This is a genomic window from Spirosoma radiotolerans (assembly GCF_000974425.1).
GTDB lineage: Bacteria > Bacteroidota > Bacteroidia > Cytophagales > Spirosomataceae > Spirosoma > Spirosoma radiotolerans.
This window is the reverse complement of the sequence record NZ_CP010429.1, coordinates 2,086,668-2,108,629: the sequence shown is the minus strand read 5'-3', so window position 1 is coordinate 2,108,629 and position 21,962 is coordinate 2,086,668. Positions and strand designations below refer to the sequence as shown.

At 50.7% G+C, this 21,962-nt stretch carries 15 protein-coding genes and 1 tRNA gene; 10 read left to right on the top strand and 6 right to left on the bottom strand.

Annotated features, from left to right (window positions below; translation table 11 throughout):
* Positions 1-25: 25 nt before the first annotated feature.
* From SD10_RS08425 to SD10_RS08410, 4 genes are read left to right on the top strand one after another with little or no spacing between them, the layout of a single operon-like run.
* Positions 26-1,393: a Gfo/Idh/MocA family protein gene (locus tag SD10_RS08425; RefSeq protein ID WP_046573400.1), complete on the top strand. Its 1,368-nt coding sequence runs from the start codon at positions 26-28 to the stop codon at positions 1,391-1,393.
* A gap of 37 nt (positions 1,394-1,430) precedes the next feature.
* Positions 1,431-2,747: a sugar MFS transporter gene (locus tag SD10_RS08420; RefSeq protein WP_046573399.1), complete on the top strand. Its 1,317-nt coding sequence runs from the start codon at positions 1,431-1,433 to the stop codon at positions 2,745-2,747.
* The gene (nagA, locus tag SD10_RS08415) at positions 2,735-3,931 is read left to right on the top strand and encodes an N-acetylglucosamine-6-phosphate deacetylase (protein WP_046573398.1); all 1,197 of its coding nucleotides are present in this window, start codon (positions 2,735-2,737) and stop codon (positions 3,929-3,931) included. Before SD10_RS08420 ends, nagA begins: the two co-directional genes overlap by 13 nt.
* The gene (locus SD10_RS08410) at positions 3,928-4,734 is read left to right on the top strand and encodes a glucosamine-6-phosphate deaminase (protein WP_046573397.1); all 807 of its coding nucleotides are present in this window, start codon (positions 3,928-3,930) and stop codon (positions 4,732-4,734) included. The genes nagA and SD10_RS08410 overlap by 4 nt, the downstream gene beginning before the upstream one ends.
* 23 nt (positions 4,735-4,757) lie before the next feature.
* Here the strand turns inward: SD10_RS08410 and SD10_RS08405 are convergent, their stop codons facing one another.
* The 3 genes from SD10_RS08405 to tsaD form a co-directional block, all read right to left on the bottom strand.
* Positions 4,758-5,552: a hypothetical protein gene (locus tag SD10_RS08405; protein WP_227699176.1), complete on the bottom strand. Its 795-nt coding sequence runs from the start codon at positions 5,550-5,552 to the stop codon at positions 4,758-4,760.
* Between the two features lie 164 nt (positions 5,553-5,716).
* Positions 5,717-6,595, bottom strand: a complete 879-nt coding sequence (locus SD10_RS08400) for an MOSC domain-containing protein (RefSeq protein ID WP_046573395.1) — start codon at positions 6,593-6,595, stop codon at positions 5,717-5,719.
* Positions 6,596-6,808: 213 nt separating this feature from the next.
* Positions 6,809-7,807, bottom strand: a complete 999-nt coding sequence (tsaD, locus tag SD10_RS08395) for a tRNA (adenosine(37)-N6)-threonylcarbamoyltransferase complex transferase subunit TsaD (RefSeq protein WP_046573394.1) — start codon at positions 7,805-7,807, stop codon at positions 6,809-6,811.
* A gap of 132 nt (positions 7,808-7,939) precedes the next feature.
* On the opposite strand from tsaD, the gene SD10_RS08390 reads away from it, so the two are divergent.
* The 4 genes from SD10_RS08390 (at position 7,940) to SD10_RS08375 (ending at position 15,294) form a co-directional block, all read left to right on the top strand.
* On the top strand, positions 7,940-12,640 hold the full coding sequence (locus SD10_RS08390) for a translocation/assembly module TamB domain-containing protein (protein WP_046573393.1): 4,701 nt from the start codon (positions 7,940-7,942) through the stop codon (positions 12,638-12,640).
* A 105-nt stretch (positions 12,641-12,745) separates the two neighbouring features.
* Complete coding sequence (locus SD10_RS08385) at positions 12,746-13,807, top strand: glycoside hydrolase family 43 protein (RefSeq protein WP_046573392.1); 1,062 nt, start codon at positions 12,746-12,748, stop codon at positions 13,805-13,807.
* 58 nt (positions 13,808-13,865) lie between these two features.
* The gene (locus SD10_RS08380; RefSeq protein WP_046573391.1) at positions 13,866-15,014 is read left to right on the top strand and encodes a cellulase family glycosylhydrolase; all 1,149 of its coding nucleotides are present in this window, start codon (positions 13,866-13,868) and stop codon (positions 15,012-15,014) included.
* A 203-nt stretch (positions 15,015-15,217) separates the two neighbouring features.
* A tRNA-Asp gene (locus SD10_RS08375) sits at positions 15,218-15,294 on the top strand.
* Positions 15,295-15,505: 211 nt separating this feature from the next.
* On the opposite strand, the gene SD10_RS08370 is transcribed toward SD10_RS08375, so the two are convergent.
* The 3 genes from SD10_RS08370 to SD10_RS08365 all read right to left on the bottom strand — a co-directional run bounded on the left by SD10_RS08370 (position 15,506) and on the right by SD10_RS08365 (position 17,506).
* A complete protein-coding gene (locus SD10_RS08370; RefSeq protein ID WP_046573390.1) occupies positions 15,506-15,871 on the bottom strand; it encodes a hypothetical protein in 366 nt (121 codons plus the stop codon).
* Positions 15,872-16,446: 575 nt separating this feature from the next.
* Positions 16,447-16,848: a LytR/AlgR family response regulator transcription factor gene (locus SD10_RS29065; RefSeq protein ID WP_082111556.1), complete on the bottom strand. Its 402-nt coding sequence runs from the start codon at positions 16,846-16,848 to the stop codon at positions 16,447-16,449.
* A gap of 253 nt (positions 16,849-17,101) precedes the next feature.
* Positions 17,102-17,506 (bottom strand): hypothetical protein, encoded by a 405-nt coding sequence (locus SD10_RS08365; protein ID WP_148562402.1) that lies wholly within the window; start codon positions 17,504-17,506, stop codon positions 17,102-17,104.
* Positions 17,507-18,244: 738 nt separating this feature from the next.
* Between SD10_RS08365 and SD10_RS08360 the strand changes: the two genes are divergently transcribed.
* Positions 18,245-20,578, top strand: coding sequence for a TonB-dependent receptor (locus tag SD10_RS08360; RefSeq protein WP_262507405.1), 2,334 nt, complete (start codon positions 18,245-18,247; stop codon positions 20,576-20,578).
* A 36-nt stretch (positions 20,579-20,614) separates the two neighbouring features.
* Positions 20,615-21,922, top strand: a complete 1,308-nt coding sequence (locus tag SD10_RS08355; RefSeq protein ID WP_046573387.1) for a sialidase family protein — start codon at positions 20,615-20,617, stop codon at positions 21,920-21,922.
* Positions 21,923-21,962: the final 40 nt, after the last annotated feature.

Genomic DNA, 21,962 nt, shown 5'->3' with positions numbered 1-21,962 from the left:
CTTGACCCCTTCTTCCAATACCACGATGAAAACGACGGAAAGCATCACCCCTACCGATTCGCGTAGAGACTTTATCCGCAAAACTATAACGAGTACCGCCCTACTATCAGTTGGGGGAATTTTACCCGGTTTCAGCCCCAAAAGCTACGCCCGTATTCTGGGGGCTAACGAAAAAGTGCGGGTGGGCATGATGGGTGTCAATAGCCGTGGGCTGGCACTGGCAGAAAATTTCGCGCTTCAACCGAACTGTGAGGTCATCTCCATCTCGGATGTCGATACGCGGGCGGCCGATAAATGCATTACGCTTGTTGAAGGCGCACAAAAATCGAAGCCGAAAAATCAGCCCGACTTCCGAAAGGCGCTGGAAGATAAAGACCTCGATGCGCTGGCCGTAGCGGCCCCCGATCACTGGCATGCGCCCGCAGCAATTTTGGCCTCCAAAGCTGGGAAACACGTTTACCTGGAAAAACCATGCAGTCACAATCCGCACGAAGGTGAACTGCTGCTGGCAGCCGCGAAGAAATACAAGAACGTCATTCAGATGGGCAACCAGCGTCGGTCGTGGCCCAACGTAGCGCAGGCCATCCAGGCGGTGCAGAGTGGTGCCATTGGCCGCCCTTATTTTGCTAAAGGCTGGTATACCAACAACCGGGCGTCGATTGGCGTTGGCAAAGCGGTGGCCGTGCCGACCTGGCTGGACTACGATCTATGGCAGGGGCCCGCCCCCCGGCGTGCTTACAAAGACAACCTCATTCACTACAACTGGCACTGGCTGTGGCACTGGGGTACGGGGGAAGCCCTGAATAATGGGACGCACATGGTCGACCTGATGCGCTGGGGCATGGGCGTCACCTTTCCAACAAAAGTAACCTCTTCCGGTGGTCGTTACCGGTACAAAGATGACTGGGAAGCGCCCGATACACAGGTCATTACGCTGGAATTCCCCAACAATACCGCTATCACCTGGGAGGGCCGAAGCTGCAATGGGCGCACCGTCGAAGGCAACAGCGTAGGGGTTATGTTCTACGGGGACACCGGTTCGCTACTGATTGAATCGGGCAACTCGTACAAGATTTTCGATCTGGAAAATAAACTGGTGAAAGAAGTAAAAAACGATCTTCCCATTGATCCCCGCAACAAGATGAACCCATCCCAAACACTGGATGCCATTCATCTTCAGAACTTCTTCGACAGCATTAAAAAGGGAACGGCGCTGGCCTCGGATATTGTCGGTGGTCACCAGAGCACGTTGCTTTGTCAGTTGGGAAACATAGCGTTACGATCGGGTGGGATGCTCACCACCGACCCCACCAACGGGCACATCATCAATAATAAAGAAGCCGAAAAATTGTGGAGACGAGAGTACCAGAAAGGTTGGGAACCGACCGTCTGATGAATGCTTATCAATTACTCGTTAATCCATAGCCGACATGAATTCTCTGGCCATTGACGACCGTAGTCTTACCAAACGCGGAACGACGATTTCGCTCCTGCTGATCGGGCTGATGTTTTTTATCTTTGGATTTGTCTCCTGGGTAAACTCCATCCTGATTCCGTACTTCAAAATTGCCTGTGAGCTAACGAGCTTCCAGGCCTATCTGGTGGCGTTTGCCTTTTATATTGCCTATTTCATCATGTCGATCCCGGCGTCTTACCTGCTCAAAGCAGTTGGCTTCAAAAAAGGCATGATGATTGGGTTCTGGGCCATGGCATTGGGGGCGTTTATCTTCATTCCTGCTGCCCAGACCCGTACGTATGGAATTTTCCTGATGGGCCTGTTCACGCTTGGTATCGGCCTGGCCATCCTGCAAACGGCCGCCAATCCTTACGTGACGATGCTTGGCCCAAAGGAACGGGCGGCCCAACGCATCAGCCTGATGGGCATTTGCAACAAGGCCGCCGGTATTTTATCGCCCCTCGTTTTTGCGGCCGTCATCCTGCGTCCTACCGACACAGACCTCTTTGCTCAGTTGAACACAATGGGCGTCGCCGAACGCGGAGCGGCTCTGGATGAACTTGTCCGGCGGGTGATTCCGCCCTACACGGTTCTGGGTATCTTCCTGTTTGTGCTCGGCTACCTGGTGTACCGATCTCCCCTGCCCGAACTGAATACCGAGCAGGAAAGCCCGGAGGTAGCGACCGCCAACGCGGGGAAAACCAGTATTGTACAGTTTCCTCACCTGATCCTGGGCGCATTGGCTATTTTCCTGCACGTAGGTTCCCAGGTCATTGCCATCGATACAATTATTGGCTATGCCGGCTCAATGGGCATCAGCCTGCTGGAAGCCAAGGCATTTCCCTCCTATACTCTCTTCTGTACCATCTGCGGCTACATCATCGGGATTATTACCATTCCCCGATTTATTAGTCAGGTAACCGCCCTGCGGATATGCACCTTGCTGGGCACCGGCTTCACGTTACTCATCATTTTTACCCGCGGGGCCTTCACCTTCCTGGGGCACGAAACGGATCTATCGATCTGGTTTGTGGTGCTGCTGGGCCTGTCTAATTCGCTGATCTGGGCGGGTATCTGGCCACTGGCGCTGGACGGTCTGGGGCGGTTCACGAAACTGGGTGCGTCCATCCTGATTATGGGCCTGTGTGGCAATGCCATTCTGCCCCTCTTCTACGGCTACTTTGCGGATCGATTCGACCTGCGTACTGCCTATTGGGTACTTTTGCCCTGTTACCTCTACCTGGTTTTTTACGCCCAAAAAGGGCATCAGCTACGCAAATGGGGCTTCTGAAAATTAGCAACGGAACACTGATTACCCCCCATCGGTATATCCGGGGAGGCACCATCGTTATCGAAGATGGGCTCATTCGGGGCGTTCATGAGCGCGATGTGGAGGTGCCCGGCGCAGCCGAACTGGACGCTCGCGGCCAGTATGTAGCGCCCGGCTTTATCGACATTCATGTGCATGGCGGGGGCGGCTATGATTTCATGGATGGTACAGAAGAAGCGTTTCTCAACATCGCGAAACTCCACGCCCGGTATGGCACGACGTCGCTGGTGCCGACTACGCTGACGGCCGAAAAAGAAGACCTTCTGCAAACGCTGGATGTGTATGAGCGCGCTCATCGGGCCAATCAGGAGGGAGCGGCTTTTCTGGGTATTCATCTGGAAGGCCCCTACTTCGCGCTGAGTCAGCGGGGCGCGCAGGACCCGCGCTACATCCGTAACCCTGACCCACGGGAATACGAAGAAATTCTGGCGTATTCTTCCTCCATTGTTCGCTGGAGTGCTGCCCCGGAGCTACAGGGTGCCATCCCATTTGGCCGCCGACTGCGTGAAAAAGGCATTATTGCCGCCGTGGCGCATACCGACGCCATATATGAGGACGTACTGGAAGCCTACGAGAACGGCTATACGCTGGCTACCCACCTGTATTCGGCGATGTCGGGCGTCACGCGCCGGAATGCCTTTCGGTATGCCGGTGTTATTGAGAGCGCCTACCTACTGGATATGGACGTCGAGATCATTACGGATGGCGTTCATCTGCCCCCGCCGTTACTCAAACTGGTGTATAAAATCAAGGGAGCCGACCGAACGGCGTTGATTACCGATGCGATGCGGGCCGCTGGTATGCCCGAGGGCGAAAGCGTGTTGGGCTCCCTAAAAAACGGTCTGAACGTCATTGTCGAAGATGGCGTAGCCAAACTACCCGACCGCAGTTCGTTTGCTGGAAGTGTAGCCACCACCAATCAACTCGTCCGGAATATGGTTCGACTAGCTGACGTATCGCTTCTGGATGCCGTTCGGATGGCCAGTACCACGCCCGCACGCATCATGGGCGTCGATGCTCGTAAAGGATCGCTGACGGCGGGCAAAGACGCTGATCTGGTCATTTTTGACGAAGATATGGTCGTCGCAGCGACGCTTGTCAATGGAAAACGCATCTATTCAACTAACTCATTATCAATCGCATGACACCCCTGTTAAATGAAGATAGCCGTACGTTCACCGTTGATCTGCTTCGGGTCAACTTATTCATGAACCGGCAGCAACTTGGCCAGCAGGCAGCTCAGGCTGTTGCCAGCCAAATCAGAACGTTACATCGATCACAGGATTTCATTCACATCATTTTTGCATCTGCTCCTTCACAGAATGAGTTTTTGAACGCCTTGACGCAGGAGATCGACATTGACTGGAGCCGAATCCGGGCGTTTCATATGGATGAGTACATCGGTTTGCCAGTGGATGCTCCGCAACGCTTTGGCCAATACCTGAAAGAGCGCCTGTTTGATAAAGTGCCTATCAACGAGGTATATTACCTGGATGGCAACGCTGCCGATCCTCAGCAGGAATGCCTGCGCTACGGCGCGCTGCTCGAACAGTACCCGACAGATATTGTCTGCATGGGCATTGGGGAAAATTGCCATATCGCGTTCAACGACCCGCACGTGGCGGATTTTAACGACCCAGATCTGGTCAAAAAAGTCCAGCTCGATCTGACGAGTCGGCAGCAACAGGTCCATGATGCCTGCTTTCCTACGCTGGAGCAGGTCCCCGAATATGCGCTTACGTTAACGATTCCAGCGTTGGTGCGTGCCCACTATCTGTTTTGTATGGTACCGGCCAGTCATAAAGCCGAAGCTATCAACCACACGCTGACCGATACGATTTCGGAGACATATCCGGCAACCATTTTACGGTCGCATGCGAACGCTACCTTGTTTATTGATCAGGATAGTGCCGCAAAATATTTGAAAGAAACAGCACTTGTTAAATGAGAAACTCCTGGCCGATCTGGCTATTACAGCACCAGCATGGGCATCCAGAATACCCCATCGCCCAGCCAGCGATACCGCTCATTTTTGAGGAAGTAGTCAGGATACCGCTGGATGCCGTACAAGGTTACGCTCATTAACGAAAGCATCAGTCCTGACCGCTGGGCAAATCGGTCGGCGGTCAGGAAACAGAGGGCAAAACCCGCCAGCACGATACTAAACGCCAGCCAGCGCAGGATCAAATCGCAGCGCTCCAGTCCCCAGGCCGTTGCCAGCGAAAATGTTGGTTGTCCTGGCATTTCGAGCTGCTCCATAACGGCAAATAACAACAGATTCTGAAACGCAATGCCGGCAAACATAACGCCCTGCACAACCTCGGTGGTGCTCACCGAAGGCCGTTGAACCCATACACTTCCCCAAACGCCAGCGGCATACAACAAGGCAACCAGGGGTTCTTTCAGTAAAAGAGCCGGGTGACGGGCCGGAAGCCGAAAAACCATACCCACATAAGCCGCACAAATGCCACCCAGCACAAGTCCGAATTTAATCACACTGACGGGCAGGAAGAACAGCAGGACAAACGCCACAACAGCCGCGCCAATGACAGCCCGCCAAAGCGCGGCAGCATGCGTGCGATGAAACCGATGACGAGCCGTGAGGGGCTGGCTTGCCGGATCAGCACTGTGTTTCCGAACGTCGAGCAGCCGATCAACCGTGTAGATAATGAACACCACCAAGGCCAGCACGATGGGGGTAGCCCAATGCACCGGATCAACGTCGGACAGACGCGTAGCCATGCGATTGGACAATACAGCTCCCATAACGACGGGAAAACTCAGGTAGTAAACGGTACGTAAATAGTTGAGCAAAGGATGTAAGTCGTCATAAAGCGGAGCCGATAGAAATGGCGACGCTACGTTTTTATAAATGCCACAGACAGGATTATGAACTTAATCGCTGCCTGTGAGTAAGTAACCCGGCGGAATCAAAACGGTTCAGGTGGAGTTAGCCAGGGTTCCTGCCGGTTGAGCACCTCGATAGGCTGGCCCACCCGCAACGTTCCTAAGGTAAGCTCGCCGGTTGGCTTAGCCAGCACGTTTTGCCCAAACAAAATTTTGTGCTTCCATTGCCGATACGTTGCCAGTGTCCGCAACGGTTCTCTGCCCTTCTGACCCGTTTCCGGGTCTATGGTCGTCAGCACACAGCGGGCGCAGGGTTTGACACCCCAAAAATCCACGTCTCCAATTCGGAACTGTTGCCAGGCATCTTCTTCGTTCGGTAAACTTCCGGCAACCACAATATTCGGGCGGAAACGAATCATTGTGATCGGCTCGTCAAGCTGCCGATTCAGGTAATCGAGTGATGCCTGACCAATGAGCAGATAAGGATACCCATCGGCAAAACTCACCGCATCATTGGCGCGGGCATAAGCCGGGTCAACATCGCGGTGGGTCGTTTCGGGCATGTAGACGAGTCGGCAGGGCTTGTCAAGAACGCGGCTAAACCACTGATCGGCCTCCGCGCTAACCACCAGAGCAGGCACATTACGACTATCCCAGATAGTAACCGCTACAGTTTCGCGGGGCGTTGTTTCTGCTTCAGTTTGGCTCGGAATGGTTAACGGAAGTGTCAGTACATCGGTTGGGCGATGGCGGTGCCAGACACGCAATCCAGCGTCTCCATCCATAGCGACATCCAGCAGGGCCATTTGGTGATTGGTGCGCTGGGTCATAAAATCGCCGTTAGGATCAACCAGCATAAACCGCCGGTCGTAGCGTAATCCTTTCCCCTCAACGACCGTCTCGGTCACCGAAATAGCACCCAGCGACTTGATCGGATAGATTAGTAGTTCAGCGATGGTCATTGTAGTTAGGTGTTCTGTGGTATTCGGTTTGTGGTTTACAGTTGCGTGTCTATGGCCCGTGTCCTCACGGGCCTCTTTTAAAAAAGAAACAGTTACTGACGCCAAAGTGGTCCGTGAGGACACGGACCATGGATAAAGTTACTTTCGCTGGTCCGCTGGTGCGTCAGCCAACCACAAACTGTACACATCAAACCGTAAACCGAATTCCACAAACTAAAAACTCATTCGTGGCATTGGGCTAACAGTTTGAGCTGTGAAATCACCCTGCTCATATTTAAACTGAGCGGCCATGGCGATCATAGCGGCATTGTCCGTACAGTACTCAAAACGAGGAATATACACAGTCCAGCCCTGCTCCTGACCGAGTTGCGTAAGCGCCGTCCGAAGGCCGCTGTTAGCCGATACACCTCCAGCAATGGCGATTTCCCGAATGCCCGTTTCCCGAGCGGCCCGCTTTAATTTCGTGAGTAACATCTGTACCAGCGTGTGCTGAATGCTGGCGCAAATATCAGCCAGATTCCCGGCAATAAACTCAGGGTTGGCTTTTATATTATCCCGCAAAAAATACATGATCGCGGTTTTTATCCCGCTGAACGAAAAGTCGAGATTAGCCATTTCGCTCATGGGAAACTTGAACGCAAGCGGGTTACCGACTTGGGCGTATTTATCAATCAAGGGGCCACCGGGATAAGGCAGCCCCAGCAACTTGGCCGATTTGTCAAAGGCTTCACCCACGGCATCATCCAGGGTTTGGCCCAGAACAGTCATGTCAAGTGGCCCGTCCACACGCACGATCTGGGTATGTCCTCCGCTAACGGTCAAGCATAGAAACGGGAAGGCTGGCCGGGGGGCTTCGATGAAGTGCGCCAGGACATGCGCCTGCATGTGGTTGACTTCAATAAGCGGGATATTTAGTCCCAGTGCCATGGCTTTGGCAAAAGACGTTCCCACCAGCAACGATCCCAGCAAACCGGGTCCACGCGTAAAAGCAATGGCCGATAGCTCATTTTTAGGTAGATTTGCGTCGGCTAAGGCCCGCTCAACCACGGGCAGAATATGCTGTTGGTGGGCTCTTGAAGCCAGTTCAGGCACAACGCCACCGTATTGTTCATGAATTAACTGCGTGGCAATTACGTTTGACAAAAGGTGGCCGTTGGCTAAAACTGCCGCCGACGTTTCGTCGCAGGAAGACTCAATGGCTAAAATGTTCACCGTACAAAACTAATGGATAATGATTTCTGTACTACAACAATGGAAGTTGTGATTAAACCGTTCCCTCGTTTATACAGTCAAAGGTGTACTCATTTCTCGTTATTTATTGTAGCTTAGGCATTTCCACCCCGGATGCGTCAGTTTTTCGCCATATTTCTTAAAACACTGCTTTACCTGGTCCTCACGGTGATAGGTTTGGCATTGGGCATTCTACTGAGTCTTCAGCTTCCGGCCGTACAAACACGTCTCGCTCAGGAAGGCGCCAAGTGGCTGTCCACAAAACTCCTCTTCCCGGTTGATATTGAGGGAGTTTCCATCAAGTGGTTTGATTCGTTAACCCTCGAAGGCGTCCGAATCAAAGACCGTCAGGGGCGGCCCATGATTACAGTGAAGCGGCTCGATGCCGATTACAACCTTAAAAATTTACTGGATTCCTCGGCCCACAATATTCATCTGGATGAAGTGGTGTTGTACAAACCCGATGTCAGGATGATCAAAAATCCAGCAAACGGCGACACCAATCTCGATGACTTCATTGCCCGGATTGAAGAACTGACGTCTGACCCAACCAAACCCAGCATACCCAACCAGAACGTTCCGTTTACCATTGGCCACATTCACCTGGTTGAAGGTTCCTACACCCTGGAAGACCCGCGCGAACCGTTCATGCACAACCGGGCCAACTTCGATTACAACCACTTTACGCTTCAGCACCTCACGGCTGAAGTGAGCGATTTTTTGGTATTGGGCGATACTATTGCGTTCGGCGCCAAGGGGTTATCGGGCGTTGACCGCGACTCCCGGATAAAAATACGGCAGTTGGATACGCGCTTCCTGTACTGCAACACCAAAATGGAACTGGGCCGGTTGTATGCCCACATTGGTAACTCGATTATCCGGAATGAACTGACCTTTTTTTACGACAAGCCTTCCGCCTTCAGCGATTTCAACAGCCGGGTAGTTCTGAAAGCTAATTTCCGCAACAGTAAAGTAGAGTCGAAAGATTTAGGGTTCTTTTCCGAGTATCTGCGCGGCCTGAACGAGACCTGGTTGCTCAGCGGCATCTTTATCGGTACCGTCAACGACTTTCAGCTTCGACGTACCGATCTTCGATTCGGCCCCAATGGCCGCAGCCAGTTGACAGGCGATCTGGCCTGGAAAGGCTTGCCCGACATGGATAAAACGACGGTTAATTTCGCGTTTACGCCATCCACGGTTAACATGGCCGATATTCGACAATATTACCCCGACTCGTCCTTCAACCGGACCATTCAGAAGCTTGGCGTGGTTACGTTCAATGCTACGTTTGCGGGTGCCTTCGATGATTTTAAAACCAAAGGAACCGTTAAAACGAGTATTGGCAATGTAACCGGTGACCTGGCCTTGAAGCTTGCCGATAAGCCCGACCTGACGACCTATACAGCCAACCTGAAAGGCGAAAATGTAGACCTTGGCCAGTTACTGAATCAGCCCGACGAGTTTGGTAAACTCGATGGCGAAGGCCGGATTACTGGCCACGGGACCGATTTGAAACGAGCCAGTATTGATTTTAACGGGCAGCTTGGTCAGTTTGGCTGGCAGGGCTACGGCTATCGCAATGTGGTTACGCATGGCAACTTGCAGAATGGCCTTTTCCAGGGAAACCTGACGATCAATGACCCGAATCTGGGCTTTAACCTGGATGGCGAGTTCAATCTGAGTGGCGCCAAAAACCATTACGATCTGCGTGGTATGGTTGACCATGCCGACCTGCGCGAACTAGGCTATCTGCGCGATTCACTGGTAGTAAAAACAAAGTTGGATGTTCAGTTGGAAGGTAGTAAGCTCGACGACATTGTGGGGAGCGCGGTATTCACCAACGCGATCCTGACGCTGAACCGACCCGAGCGGAACCTGACCGTTGATAAACTTACCCTTACCTCCACCATCGAGCGTCAGGTCGGCACGACTCCCGATTCGAGTGGCACCCAACGCTATTTTGACCTTGATTCCGATTTCCTGACGACTCGTCTGCAAGGCACTTTTCAGCCCCAGCGGACAATCGACGATCTGACTCAACTAGCCAAAGAGTACCAGCTTTACTTTGCGGGCGATGCGGCTGGTATGAAGGCGTATTATGAACAGAAACAACGCCAGGCAGCCCGTGTTGCCAGCCGGAAGACAGCTGGTACGTCTCAGCGTTACGGCGTCGATTACCAGTTGATCACCAAGAATAGCGCTCCCTTACTCGATTTTTTAAAGTCGGCGGTTTACGTGGCACCAGCGACCAGGCTTGAGGGCCGCTTCACGGTCGATAACACGTCGTTTCTGACGGCGACGGTGAAAACGGATTCGGTACGATTCGGGAAAATTGGCTTTGGCCAGAGTGATCTCGATCTGACAACATCGAAGTTTACGTATGGGCAGGAGGTGCTGGCCTCGGCCATTATCTCCTCAAAACGGCAGTTGTTTAGTTCGCTCCTCCCGACACGTAACCTTCAGGCAGAGGCTTCCTGGGCCGTTGATCACATCGACTTTACAAGTCGCATTGAGCAGGCCGACAGCGTGGGCCGGTACGTAAACCGGGCTGACCTGAACGGCGAACTACGATTCAAGGGCGACGCCATTGACCTGACTTTCCGCCAGTCGAAACTCCGGGTGCTGGATGGCGACTGGACGTTAAATCCGCAAAGTCTGATCAGGAAAGTGGGTAATGAATACACCATTCGGGACCTCTCGCTGCTGAACGAAAATCAATTGGTTCAGGCATCGGGTAAGATCTCGGCCGATACTGCCGACCATCTGGCCATAGAAGCTCAGAACTTTCTGCTGGCTTCGCTTAACTCCGTCCTGAATACAACGCTCGGCGGCACATTGAATGGCTCCATGGCGGTTCGCAATGTGTATGGCACGCCCATTCTGGAAAGTGCCCTGTCGGTTCGGGAGCTTTCGTACGGAAACGCGCTCATTGGCGACATACGCGCACAAGGCGAGTGGGACCAGCAGGCACAACGTCTGAATGTAGACGCCCGTGTCAATCGCAATGGGGCTGATGTGGTCACCCTGACGGGGAATTACACGCCCCAGCAAAAAGCGAATCCCCTGGCCTTAAACGCGCGGGTCAATAACGCGAATTTGTCCCTTCTGGAACCATTCACGAAAGGATTATTTTCCAATCTGGGCGGCATTGCCAGTGGTGTGGTGGCGGTGAGTGGTAAACCTGCGGTGCCGGTGCTGAAAGGCGAAGTAGCCATCCAGGGCGGTCGCGGTCGCTTCGATTACCTCAAAGCCGACTTCACTTTTGACGATAAGATTTATTTTGGCGAAAATGAAATTATTACCCGCCAGCTCACCCTACGCGATCCTCAGGGGAATACGGCTTTGCTAAGGGGTGGTGTTTACCACGATGGATTCCGGTATTTTACACTTGGCTTCGATGCGGACCTCAAGAACTTCAAGATCATGAATACGCTGGCCGCCGACAATGATGCCTTTTACGGACAGGCCGTTGTGACGGGGCGCGCGGAATTGTTTGGGCCAATAAACAATCTGACCGTCCGCGCCAACGTAGCCAGTAACAAAGGCACCCGGATTTACATCCCGCTTGATGGCGCCACATCCGTAGCGGCCGATGATCAGATCCGGTTTGTGAGCCGCATACCCAGCGGAACACCCGGAAAGCCCGACAGCCAAACCGCTACTAAGTCTGATGGCGAAATTGATCTGTCACGGATTCAGATGGATTTCAACTTCGACATCACCCCTGATGCCTACTGCGAAATTCAGCTGGATCGCCAGACGGGCGACATTATCAGTGCCTACGGACAAGGCCGGGTGGCCATGAAAGTCGATACAAAAGGCGACTTCACGATGACGGGCAATTATGAAATTCAGAAAGGCGATTACACCTTCACCTTCCAGAATATCATCAACAAGCGGTTTCAGATCCGTCCGAACAGCCGCATCACCTGGACGGGTGATCCCTACGGGGCTTTATTGGACGTAACCGCAGCTTATACGCAGTACACCTCCCTGGCTCCGCTCCTGGCCACGAATGGCTCGACAACGAATACTCGAGCCGATCAAACCCGCCGGTATCCGGTCGATCTTGTCATTAAATTAAATGGCGAACTGGGCGCTCCGGCCATCAGCTACGACCTGGACATTAAAGAGTACCCATCTTCGTCCGATTTCCGGCAGGCGGTCACCGCTTTTGAGTCACGGCTTCAGAGCAACGATCAGGAACTGACGCGTCAGGTGAGCAGCGTTCTGCTCTTCAACCAGCTACTTTCTGAAGGAACCAACCTGTTTGATCAGGGACAGGTAAACTCGGGTGTGGCCAACAGCGTCAGTGAATTGCTGTCCAACCAGATTAGTCGGCTGGCCTCAAATCTGAATGAGAAACTGGATGTGGGCGTGTCGTTTGGGGGCTTTACGAGTGGTACGCAGACAGACAACCTGCTCAATAACCTACAGCTCCGTTTCTCGTATCGGCTCCTCAATGACCGGCTGCGCATCAGCCGTGATGGTGGGTTTACCTATGGCCAAAGTCAATACAATGCGGCCAGCTTACTCGGCGAATGGACACTCGAATACTTCGTAACGCCCGATGGTCACCTGCGGGCGAAGGTGTATAACCGAAACCAGCAAAGTATTCTTAGCCAGACCAGTTTTAACAGTACTATCACTACCGGGGGCGGTATCAGTCTGCTCTACACCCGCTCTTTTAACCGTCTCTTTGGCAGTAAGCGCCCTACGCCCGGACTGGCCCCTGCCAAGCCAGCCGATGAGCCAGCGTCTACCCCCAGCCCTGCAACTACACTCTCCATAATGGGTCGGGAGGTTTTCCGATAGTTGCTTTTAATCCCGTCTAGAGCAACTTAGCGATAAATATATTGGGGAGCATAGGGTTAAAAAAGATACTTTTTTCCTTTATCTTTTGTCTTATTCCCCCACTTCATGAAATTTAGTAAACGGTTATTGCTTGTTGTTTCGCTTGTTATAATGGGTCACACGCTCCTGGCTCAGCGCACCTTCACCAACCCTATTAAAGATTCCGGGCCAGATCCCTGGGTATTACAGAAAGATGGCTGGTATTATTATATGAATACCACGGGCAGTAATTTAACTCTTTGGAAAACCAGGAATGTAGCGGATCTGGCTTCGGCAGAAAGTAAGGTTATTTATACTCCACCCAAAGGGCAACCGTATTCGCGGGATTTGTGGGCGCCCGAAATTCATTCTTTCCCGGATGAACAGGGCAAAGACCGCTGGTACATTTACGTATCGGCCGACTCCATCAACAACCTCTCACACCGGGTTTGGGTACTGGAAAATCCGTCACGTGATCCTATGCAGGGCGAATGGACAATGAAAGGTAAACTGGGGGACGAAGACAACCATTGGGAAATCGACATGTCCGTTATCAACTATAAAGGGAAACTGTATGCGGCCTGGTCAGGTTGGGAAGGTACCACCAATGGTCGGCAGGACATATACATTGCCCGACTCAAAAACCCCTGGACCATTGACGGTAAACGGGTGAAAATCTCACAGCCCGATCAACCCTGGGAGCGCCATGGCGATGTGCCGCAGGCCTGGCAAAAAAATGGCGAAGTGCCCAAAGTATACGTAAACGAAGGGCCAGAGTTCCTACCTCACAATGACCGGTTATTCATTGTGTACTCGGCCAATGCCTGCTGGCTCGATTACTGCCTTGGCCTCCTCACGCACGACGGGAAAGGCGATTTATTGGACCCAAAAAGCTGGACAAAGAGCGCGGGACCCGTTTTTGCCCAGGCACCCGAAAATGGCGTTTGGGCACCGGGTCATGGCGGTTTCTTCCGTTCTGCCGATGGCAAACAGGATTGGATGATTTACCACGCGAATGCGTCGGCAGACGATGGCTGTGGCAACAAACGCGCACCCTATATTCAGCCCTTCACCTGGAACCCCGATGGCTCGCCTAACTTTGGAAAACCCGCCCCCAAAACACCCATGCCCGTACCGGCGGAGAACTAATAATTCCATTGATTTAAGTTCAGCCAAGCCACTTCCGAATAATCTTAATTATCTATTTATGAATCGTTTAACCACATTCCTCCTTCTTTTCATCTCTACCTTTTCGCTGGCGCAGCAAACCGCCGAAATGGGCCGATGGTCGCCAGCAAAAGCAAATGCCTGGTATACCAAAGAACCATTTCTGGTCGGGGCAAACTATGCGCCGGCCAACGCCATAAACGAACTGGAAATGTTTCAGGCAGAAACGTTTGACCCGGCGACTATCGACAAAGAACTGGGCATGGCCGAACAGATTGGCATGAATACCATGCGCGTCTTTTTACATGATTTACTTTGGGAAGACCCTGCCGGTTTCACCAAACGGCTCGACCAGTTCTTGGGAATTTGTGCCAAGCACAAGATTCGGCCAATGCTGGTGTTATTCGATTCTTGCTGGGACCCCTACCCAAAGCTGGGCAAGCAGCACGAACCAACGCCTGGTATCCACAATTCGGGTTGGGTACAAAGCCCGGGTGCCGATGCGCTCAGCGATGTTTCGCAGTACCCTCGTCTGGAAGCGTATGTAAAGGGCGTGGTGGGCGCGTTCAAAAAAGACAAGCGTATTCTGGCCTGGGATGTCTGGAATGAGCCAGACAACACCAACGACAACAGTTATGGCCAGAACCACACGATCAAAACGGAGCTATCGAAACCTCGTAAGATAGCGATTGTTACGAGACTGTTACCGCATGTATTCCAATGGGCCCGGGCCGCCGGCGCCACGCAACCCCTGACCTCAGGGGTGTGGGTGTTCCGAACCCCTGAAGAATGGCAAAATCCAGCCAAATGGACGCCCATGGAAAAGGCGCAACTGGAGAACTCAGATATTATCACGTTTCACCAGTACATGAGCCCCGAAACGCTGGAGGAGACCATAAAGGCAATGCTTACTTTTGGCCGCCCGGTTATCTGCACGGAATACATGGCGCGGGGCGTCAACAGCAAGTTCCAGTCCCACCTGCCCATTGCTAAGCGAGCGAAAGTTGGCATGATCAACTGGGGGTTTGTGGCGGGTAAAACTCAAACATTTATCCCGTGGGACAGCTGGCAGAAACCCTATGTGAACGGTCGCGAGCCATCCATCTGGTTTCATGAGGTCTTTAAACAGGATGGAACCCCTTACGATCCGGCCGAAGTAGCGGCCATTAAACAGGCTACGGGTAAGTGAGCGTTCTCTTTTCTGTTTAAACGCAAAAAAAATAAGCGCACGAACCGACTGATTCCCAACGTATAGGCTAAACCTAATGAATTTTATCCCATTTTTTTTGGACGAGTCCTTGCACTGAATAGTCTAAACGCCTACTTTTGTGCCACGATAAAGGAAGACAGCTACACGGTTCGCCGGTGCAATTGACCAGACGTCGAAAAGTTGGTTCGGTAGTTCAGTTGGTTAGAATACCTGCCTGTCACGCAGGGGGTCGCGGGTTCGAGCCCCGTCCGGACCGCCACTGAAAATCAAGCACTTATCATTTCTGATAAGTGCTTTTTTCGTTTCTATACATCTCCTTTCTAAAAGAAACGCTGGCCTCAGAGAAGCCAGCGTTTGGTTATTTCCACATGATGTTCAACATTACCTATTGTCCATATAAAGATAGACCTGTAACAAAACGGTTATGTTAAGATGAGATTATAATAAGCAAATTGTAGTAACTGCCTGCTTCATTCGGGAAGCATTGCTTTATCGACTGTTTCACCGGCTATAGGATCAAAGAAAGGCCATAAGGCAACAGTTGTCAGATAAATAAGTCGTATAGGTATGACTTGACCTTCCTTTTCCGGATGCGGCATCTGGCGAATGTAAGGTGGCATAGCGACAATGTATTGACCAGGCTCGTCGTCGATTTCGCTGAAAAGTAGCTTGTGCTTAGTTCCATAATCATACGTATCGTCGAATATTCTTGTCCGGTTGACCCAAGTATCCTGCCCAACCTGTGTGGCCCGTCGTCGATTAACGTCAGTATAGAGCATATAGCGAATTATAGCCTTTGGCTCGATAGCGTCTACTTCACTTTCTATATTTGACATTTGCTAGTTATATATTTCATTTATAACATAAAGATAACTGAATAAACGTTGTTTTCTACTGAATTTAAGAATTAAATAAATACAAATTAACAGGCTAAGTCATTTGCCCATCAAGTGTTTAGAATAAGTTTTAAGGAGAACTTAAAAGAATCGGCTGGAGCTATAACTGAACTGGAAGGACTCACTTACAACTTTTCCGTAAAAAAAATGATTTTTCTAAATCCGTCTCACTCGATAGCCCGTATGTATATTCGGATAAAAAGAGGAAGGTTTTCACCGGTCTGCGCTTAGCAGGCCGGCTGATTTTTATCCCTGCCGACCAGACGATCTCCCATCTAGTCATTTACCCTCCAGGTTCGACGAATAGCCTCTAATAGTTTCCGGCTACGGCATCTGATCAGCGCTCTAAGCCGCTGTCTATTTATTTGTTGAGACCAGGTCAAACGTAAGTTCTCCAGTACAAGCTGTGCATAAAGCATAATAAGTCTATAACTCATAAAAAACCCTGGCTATGCCAGGGCTAAATGAGCGAATTAAGCTAAAATGCTAGTGCCTTATGCTAAAAACACAGCTCATTAATAATTTAGACGTCTTTTTGAACATCCTATCTGTTGATACACCAGGGGCCATTTACGACGTGAGATTGGACATTTCATACCAGTTGTCAGATAGACAGCTACCCCATCCAGGTCATTATGCACGCGATCTATAAATCGACGATTGACCAGATACCGGCGATGCAAGCGCACAAACCAGCTTGATGGTAATTTAGCCTCAAATGACTTCAGGGTGTAAGGTACCAACAGTCGACGCCCATCGGCCCAATGTAACCATGTGTAGCTTGTTTCTCCTTCTAGAAAGACCAAATCAGCAATGGGTATCCACTGAGTTCCAGCGTTGGCAGTGTATACCCGTAAGGGGGGCCAGGAGAGCAAATCAGACGCAATCACTGGTTCATGATCAGCATAAAAAGCCATAAAAAGTAGTTGTTATACCATGTGTAGAGAAGTCTATTCTAGTAATACGTAATTAACCGTTTGTTAGATTTATCGGATTTTATTCATTTACAGTAAACTTAAATCAGGAATCATAAACATAAATTAATCGCCTGATTCTCAAGCTTCCAAAACAGCCGTTTATGTGAAAGAAATAAAGCAAACCACTAACTAGGCTATTCAATTAGCTCCTACCTGAAACGTAGGATGGCAAAGCCATACTGGTTCATTACCGTTATCTGGACAAGCGAATTTTTCTGGGCGAACTGTGAAGCGTACGTACTGGCCAACAACCTGTAGCCAGTTCATCTAAAAGCGGTTTTATCCGGCGGTGGACGGGCTGTATGGATTCCATTCGACCTGTATAGTCAATGTGAGGCTGAAAAGAGTAGCTTGTTAATTCAGCAAAATCAACCTCGTCCAGGTAAAAAATTTCCCATCTACTGGGTGTCTTATAATCCGGAACGACATCCCGGCAATAACCGTACAGGACTGGACTCCGCGTAACGCGGTGAAGACCTACCAGATAGGGCTCTACCGTTCGCCAGGTATTTTTTAGCTTGATCTGAACAACTTGCTGCTTCCCTATGGCCGCATCAATGGTTCTGAGAACAATGTCTTTTTGTAGAATATCCATCATTAGAAATGGTTGAGTCGTAATTGAGGAAGAAAAGCAATCTATTTGGTGCACAATTTGTGCCAATGATATTCATCTTTTTTAAATGCGAACCCCTTGATCCTTCCCTGGCAGGTACGCGGAAAAATAGTCTTGGGTACTTAAACACAACAGGCCGTCCCACAGTAGCAGTGACGGCCTGACAAGTAAAAAGAAGGTATAACGTTTTTCAATCCAGAAAGTACACTCCTATACGTAAGAATTAACTAGTTGGATTGTTATCAACACCAATTTCCTACTATTCTATTGCCTGTGCTACCGATTACCCAATGTGGTAAACCTAAAAGTATACTCGCATATACGAGTAAGACGCTTGCCAGGATTGACCGATTACTCAATAAGTGAGGAAATTTTGGTCAAGATAAATAAGCGATCTGGCTTTCCTCCACTGCTCTTGTCAGGCGTTTGCTATTCGCCTAGTACCACCACAGAAACGACACCAGTAGGCCTTACCGACAAAACCGGACTCTTTTCTCCCGCCACAGAATTTCACATTTTCTGGAAAGAATAGCACCCCTCCTTCTTTGTCAAGAATAATTCTAAATAATACTTGCTTTCTTTAGTGCGCCCTGTAGCTTTGCGCTTAATTATAATTAATCTAAATAAATGAAACTACATCTCCCCATATACCTTTGCTTATTGGCGCTATTGATTTTGTCTGGCTCTCCCTCCTTGGCTCAGCATCACGGATCTATTAGAGGAATGGTTAAAACAAGCGATGGCACGGCCGCTTCGTTCGTTACTATTGGCTTTAAAGAGATCCGAAAAGGTACCACCACAGCCGAAGACGGGTCTTTTCAACTGACCGGTATCAACAAGGGCACTTATACCCTGCGTGTTAGCTTTGTAGGTCTGCAAACGCAGGAAAAGACGATTTCGGTGCAGGCAGGTGAGGTAACGACTGTCGATTTCACGCTGCTTGAAAACACAGCCCAACTAAACGAAGTGGACGTTATAGCCACCAACAAAGTCGTGACCATGGGTAAAGCGAATCTGGCACCGCTGGATATGCCCCAGATGACAGGCGTTGTCAGCAGCGTCGTTATTGAAGATCAACAGATTTCACGCCTTGGCGATGCGCTCAAAAATGTGAGTGGGGTTTCGTTGACCCAACAGCGGGGCGGTGTAGCCGAAACTTTTTCGGCCCGTGGATACAGTATCGGGATTGCGGGAGCAGGCGGTAACATTTTCAAAAACGGTGTCATCACAAATACAATGGGTTTCCCGGAGGCCAGCACGCTGGAGTCTGTCGAGGTACTGAAAGGTAGTTCGTCACTTTTGTACGGAAACGTGTCGGGTGGCCTGATCGTGAACATGGTTACCAAAAAACCCAAGTTTAATTTCGGGGGCGAGGTGTCCATGCGGGCAGGTAGCTACAATCTGTACAAGCCGGTTGTCGATGTATATGGCCCGCTGGCAAAAAATCTGGCATTTCGGGTGGTTGGTACCTATGAAGATGCTAAAAGCTACCGGGATGTGGTGAAAACCAACCGCGTTTATGTGAATCCATCTTTGCTATATAAACTTGGTCAGAAAACAACGATTCTGCTTCAGGGCGATTACCTGAAATCAAATTTAACCCCCGATAATGGCATTGGCTCCCTGAACCTAAACCAGGACGCCATTATTCCGGATGTTCCCCGGTCGCGGTTTATCAATACGACCTGGGCCTATAACAACCTGGACCAAACTACGGGCTCGCTTAACCTGGACCATGCATTTAACAACAACTGGAAGCTGACCGTCATCGCATCTGCTCAGGGCACGAAGGTAACGGCATATGGAGCAGCCGTACCGAACAACAATGTAGCGGCCAATGGTGACTGGAGTCGTTCGCTAAGCCGGACACAAACGGCAGAGAACGATTACACAGGCCAGGTTAACCTCAACGGTCGATTTATGACGGGCTCACTTGGTCACCAGCTTTTGGTTGGGAGTGACCTGGTCGGGATTGTGAGCCAGACCAATACGTTTACCATTACCAGTAATGGCGTTACCGTAACGACCTACGATAAGATCAACATTCTGGACCTGAACAAATACGAAACCCGTTCCGATATTCCGGATGCACGGGCTATTTCCCGGACGACGTCACCGTCAACCCGACTGGGTTTTTACGCCCAGGATCTGGTTAGTCTGACTGACAAAGTCAAGGTGCTGGTTGGTTTACGCTGGTCACAGCAAAAGACGATTCAGACGACCATTCTCAACCTGATCAATCAGGCTGAAACGAGAGGGACTGCCGAAACCAAGACGGATGCTGCCTTGTCGCCGAAGGTGGCCCTGATCTATCAACCCACCAGAACAACGTCGTTCTTCGGTAGCTATGCCAACAATTTCACCATCAATACGGGTGTCGACATCAGTGGCCAATTGCTGAAACCATCAATTGTTGATCAGTATGAAGTGGGCATAAAAAATGAGTTGTTAGGCGGACGGCTTACGGCCAATGTTGGTGTATACCACATCGTCAACAGCAATTTAGCGCAGATGGCGCTGGTTAAAGCGGATGGTTCGCCCAATACCGATGCTAACGTGAAAGAATTTACGGGCCAGACAACCAGCGACGGTCTGGAAGTTGACCTGACTGGCAACCTGTCAAAAAACCTGTATTTCATTACCGGATACGGGTACAACTACATGCGTTACACGAAAACATCGCAGGCCAAAGGCTCATTCATTGAAGGCGAACGCCTGACCAATAACCCGGCGCATACGGGCAATTTCACGCTCTTCTACACCGTTGACCGGTCGTTGTTTCGGGGTCTTAAACTAGGCGCATCGGCTTTCTACACGGGTGCCCGTTATGGCGGGAACAACAACACCTATGGGCAAACGCCGGAGTTTAGCCGCCTGATTCCATTAACTGGCTTTGCCACGTTCGACCTCTCGGCGGGGTACACGTATCAGAAGGTTTCACTGCTGGCTAAAGTCTCGAACATTACCAACGAATTAAATTACCTGATTCACGACCGCTACAGCATCATGCCGATTCCACCCCGGCAATTCGTTACAACCCTTTCCTATCGTTTCTAACCAGGTTTCCCTACGCACATATAACAAATATTGACCATGCACAAAGTAATAAAATCCATTTTCTGCTTCAGCGCCCTGCTTACCCTGGGATTGACTGGCTTCGCGACTGACACGGGTAAATTCAGTGACACGACGCGGGCGTACGCCGTGCCAACGCTCACCAAAACACCTAAAGGGTCTGTCGCCTTATCGTGGACGGAGAAAGATCAGGATGGCATCATCCATTTCTATTGGGCCGAATCGACCGATAAAGGCAAGACGTTTGGCGACAAAAAGCTCATTTTCTCGTCGGCAGGCATTGGTAGCTCCCGGTTGATGCGGCCCAAGTTACTGTTCAAAAAAGATGGCACACCCGTTACGGTATTTGCCTTGCGCGGCACCGGCACTTCTCAGGCAAACCAGCCAACGCGCCCGGAAGCATCCCATGCCAATCATGAAGCCGCTCCGGCTGGCCACGACCACGGCATGGCGCATGGCGACGGCCCACCAAAAGGGGCAACAAAGGGCGGTGGTGGCCGACCAAGCGATTTGCAGATCGTCTACAGCTACTCCAACGATCAGGGCACTACCTGGACGAAGCCAACGCCAGTGCATACCGACAAAACACCCAATATTGTTCGGGGCTTTTTTGATGCTACGGTATTGGCCAATGGCGAAATTGGCGTAGCGTATCTGAACGACATTGAAGGCCAAGCGCACCAACGTGATATGCGGTTCGTCAGCTCGAAAGGGAATCAGTTCGGTACCGAACACATCATTGACCCCTTCGTGTGCGATTGCTGTAACATCAGCCTGCTGGTCGACAATACAGGTACATTGAATTTATACTACCGTGAGAATCAGGACAACATTCGTGATATTGCAAAGATAAGTTCGAAAGATAACGGCGCTACATTCACAAAAGCCGATATTCTTTTCAAGGATAACTGGCAGATCAACGGTTGCCCTCACTCGGGTCCAACATCGAGCGTTGGGGCGGGGACCAATCTCATTGCCTGGTTTTCCGGTACGCAGGAATCACCGGGTATTCGGGTGGTCAATCAGCAGGGCAAACGGTTGTTCGTCTTAGAGGATCCAACGGCGAAAAACGCCTATCTGGTAGCGGCCCCAAAATCATCAGTATTGCTTTGGGAGCAAAACCAGACATCTGAAGCGGGCATCAATTCAATTATTGCTTACAAAAACATCAAAGCGGACCAGAATCCAGCCACGCAGTTTGTGAAAGGAGCACTGAATGGCACTAACGCCAGCGGACTGGTAGTCGCCAATCAATTACTGATTGCTTACGAGATAAAGCATGCCAATAATAAAAATTCGATGGCGGTCACTCAAATCGACTTGTAACCGCAAACCATACTGGATAGTTTTGTCGAATGGTCCGCCA

Bases quoted from the DNA above. Each gene is read 5' to 3' on its own strand.
- SD10_RS29065 (WP_082111556.1), bottom strand. From the start codon at position 16,848: ATGGCTTTTTATGCTGATCATGAACCAGTGATTGCGTCTGATTTGCTC.
- SD10_RS08370 (WP_046573390.1), bottom strand. From the start codon at position 15,871: ATGTCAAATATAGAAAGTGAAGTAGACGCTATCGAGCCAAAGGCTATA.
- SD10_RS08420 (WP_046573399.1), top strand. From the start codon at position 1,431: ATGAATTCTCTGGCCATTGACGACCGTAGTCTTACCAAACGCGGAACG.
- SD10_RS08400 (WP_046573395.1), bottom strand. From the start codon at position 6,595: ATGACCATCGCTGAACTACTAATCTATCCGATCAAGTCGCTGGGTGCT.
- SD10_RS08405 (WP_227699176.1), bottom strand. From the start codon at position 5,552: ATGGGAGCTGTATTGTCCAATCGCATGGCTACGCGTCTGTCCGACGTT.
- SD10_RS08390 (WP_046573393.1), top strand. From the start codon at position 7,940: ATGCGTCAGTTTTTCGCCATATTTCTTAAAACACTGCTTTACCTGGTC.
- SD10_RS08425 (WP_046573400.1), top strand. From the start codon at position 26: ATGAAAACGACGGAAAGCATCACCCCTACCGATTCGCGTAGAGACTTT.
- nagA (WP_046573398.1), top strand. From the start codon at position 2,735: ATGGGGCTTCTGAAAATTAGCAACGGAACACTGATTACCCCCCATCGG.
- SD10_RS08360 (WP_262507405.1), top strand. From the start codon at position 18,245: ATGGTTAAAACAAGCGATGGCACGGCCGCTTCGTTCGTTACTATTGGC.
- SD10_RS08410 (WP_046573397.1), top strand. From the start codon at position 3,928: ATGACACCCCTGTTAAATGAAGATAGCCGTACGTTCACCGTTGATCTG.
- SD10_RS08355 (WP_046573387.1), top strand. From the start codon at position 20,615: ATGCACAAAGTAATAAAATCCATTTTCTGCTTCAGCGCCCTGCTTACC.
- SD10_RS08385 (WP_046573392.1), top strand. From the start codon at position 12,746: ATGAAATTTAGTAAACGGTTATTGCTTGTTGTTTCGCTTGTTATAATG.
- SD10_RS08365 (WP_148562402.1), bottom strand. From the start codon at position 17,506: ATGATGGATATTCTACAAAAAGACATTGTTCTCAGAACCATTGATGCG.
- SD10_RS08380 (WP_046573391.1), top strand. From the start codon at position 13,866: ATGAATCGTTTAACCACATTCCTCCTTCTTTTCATCTCTACCTTTTCG.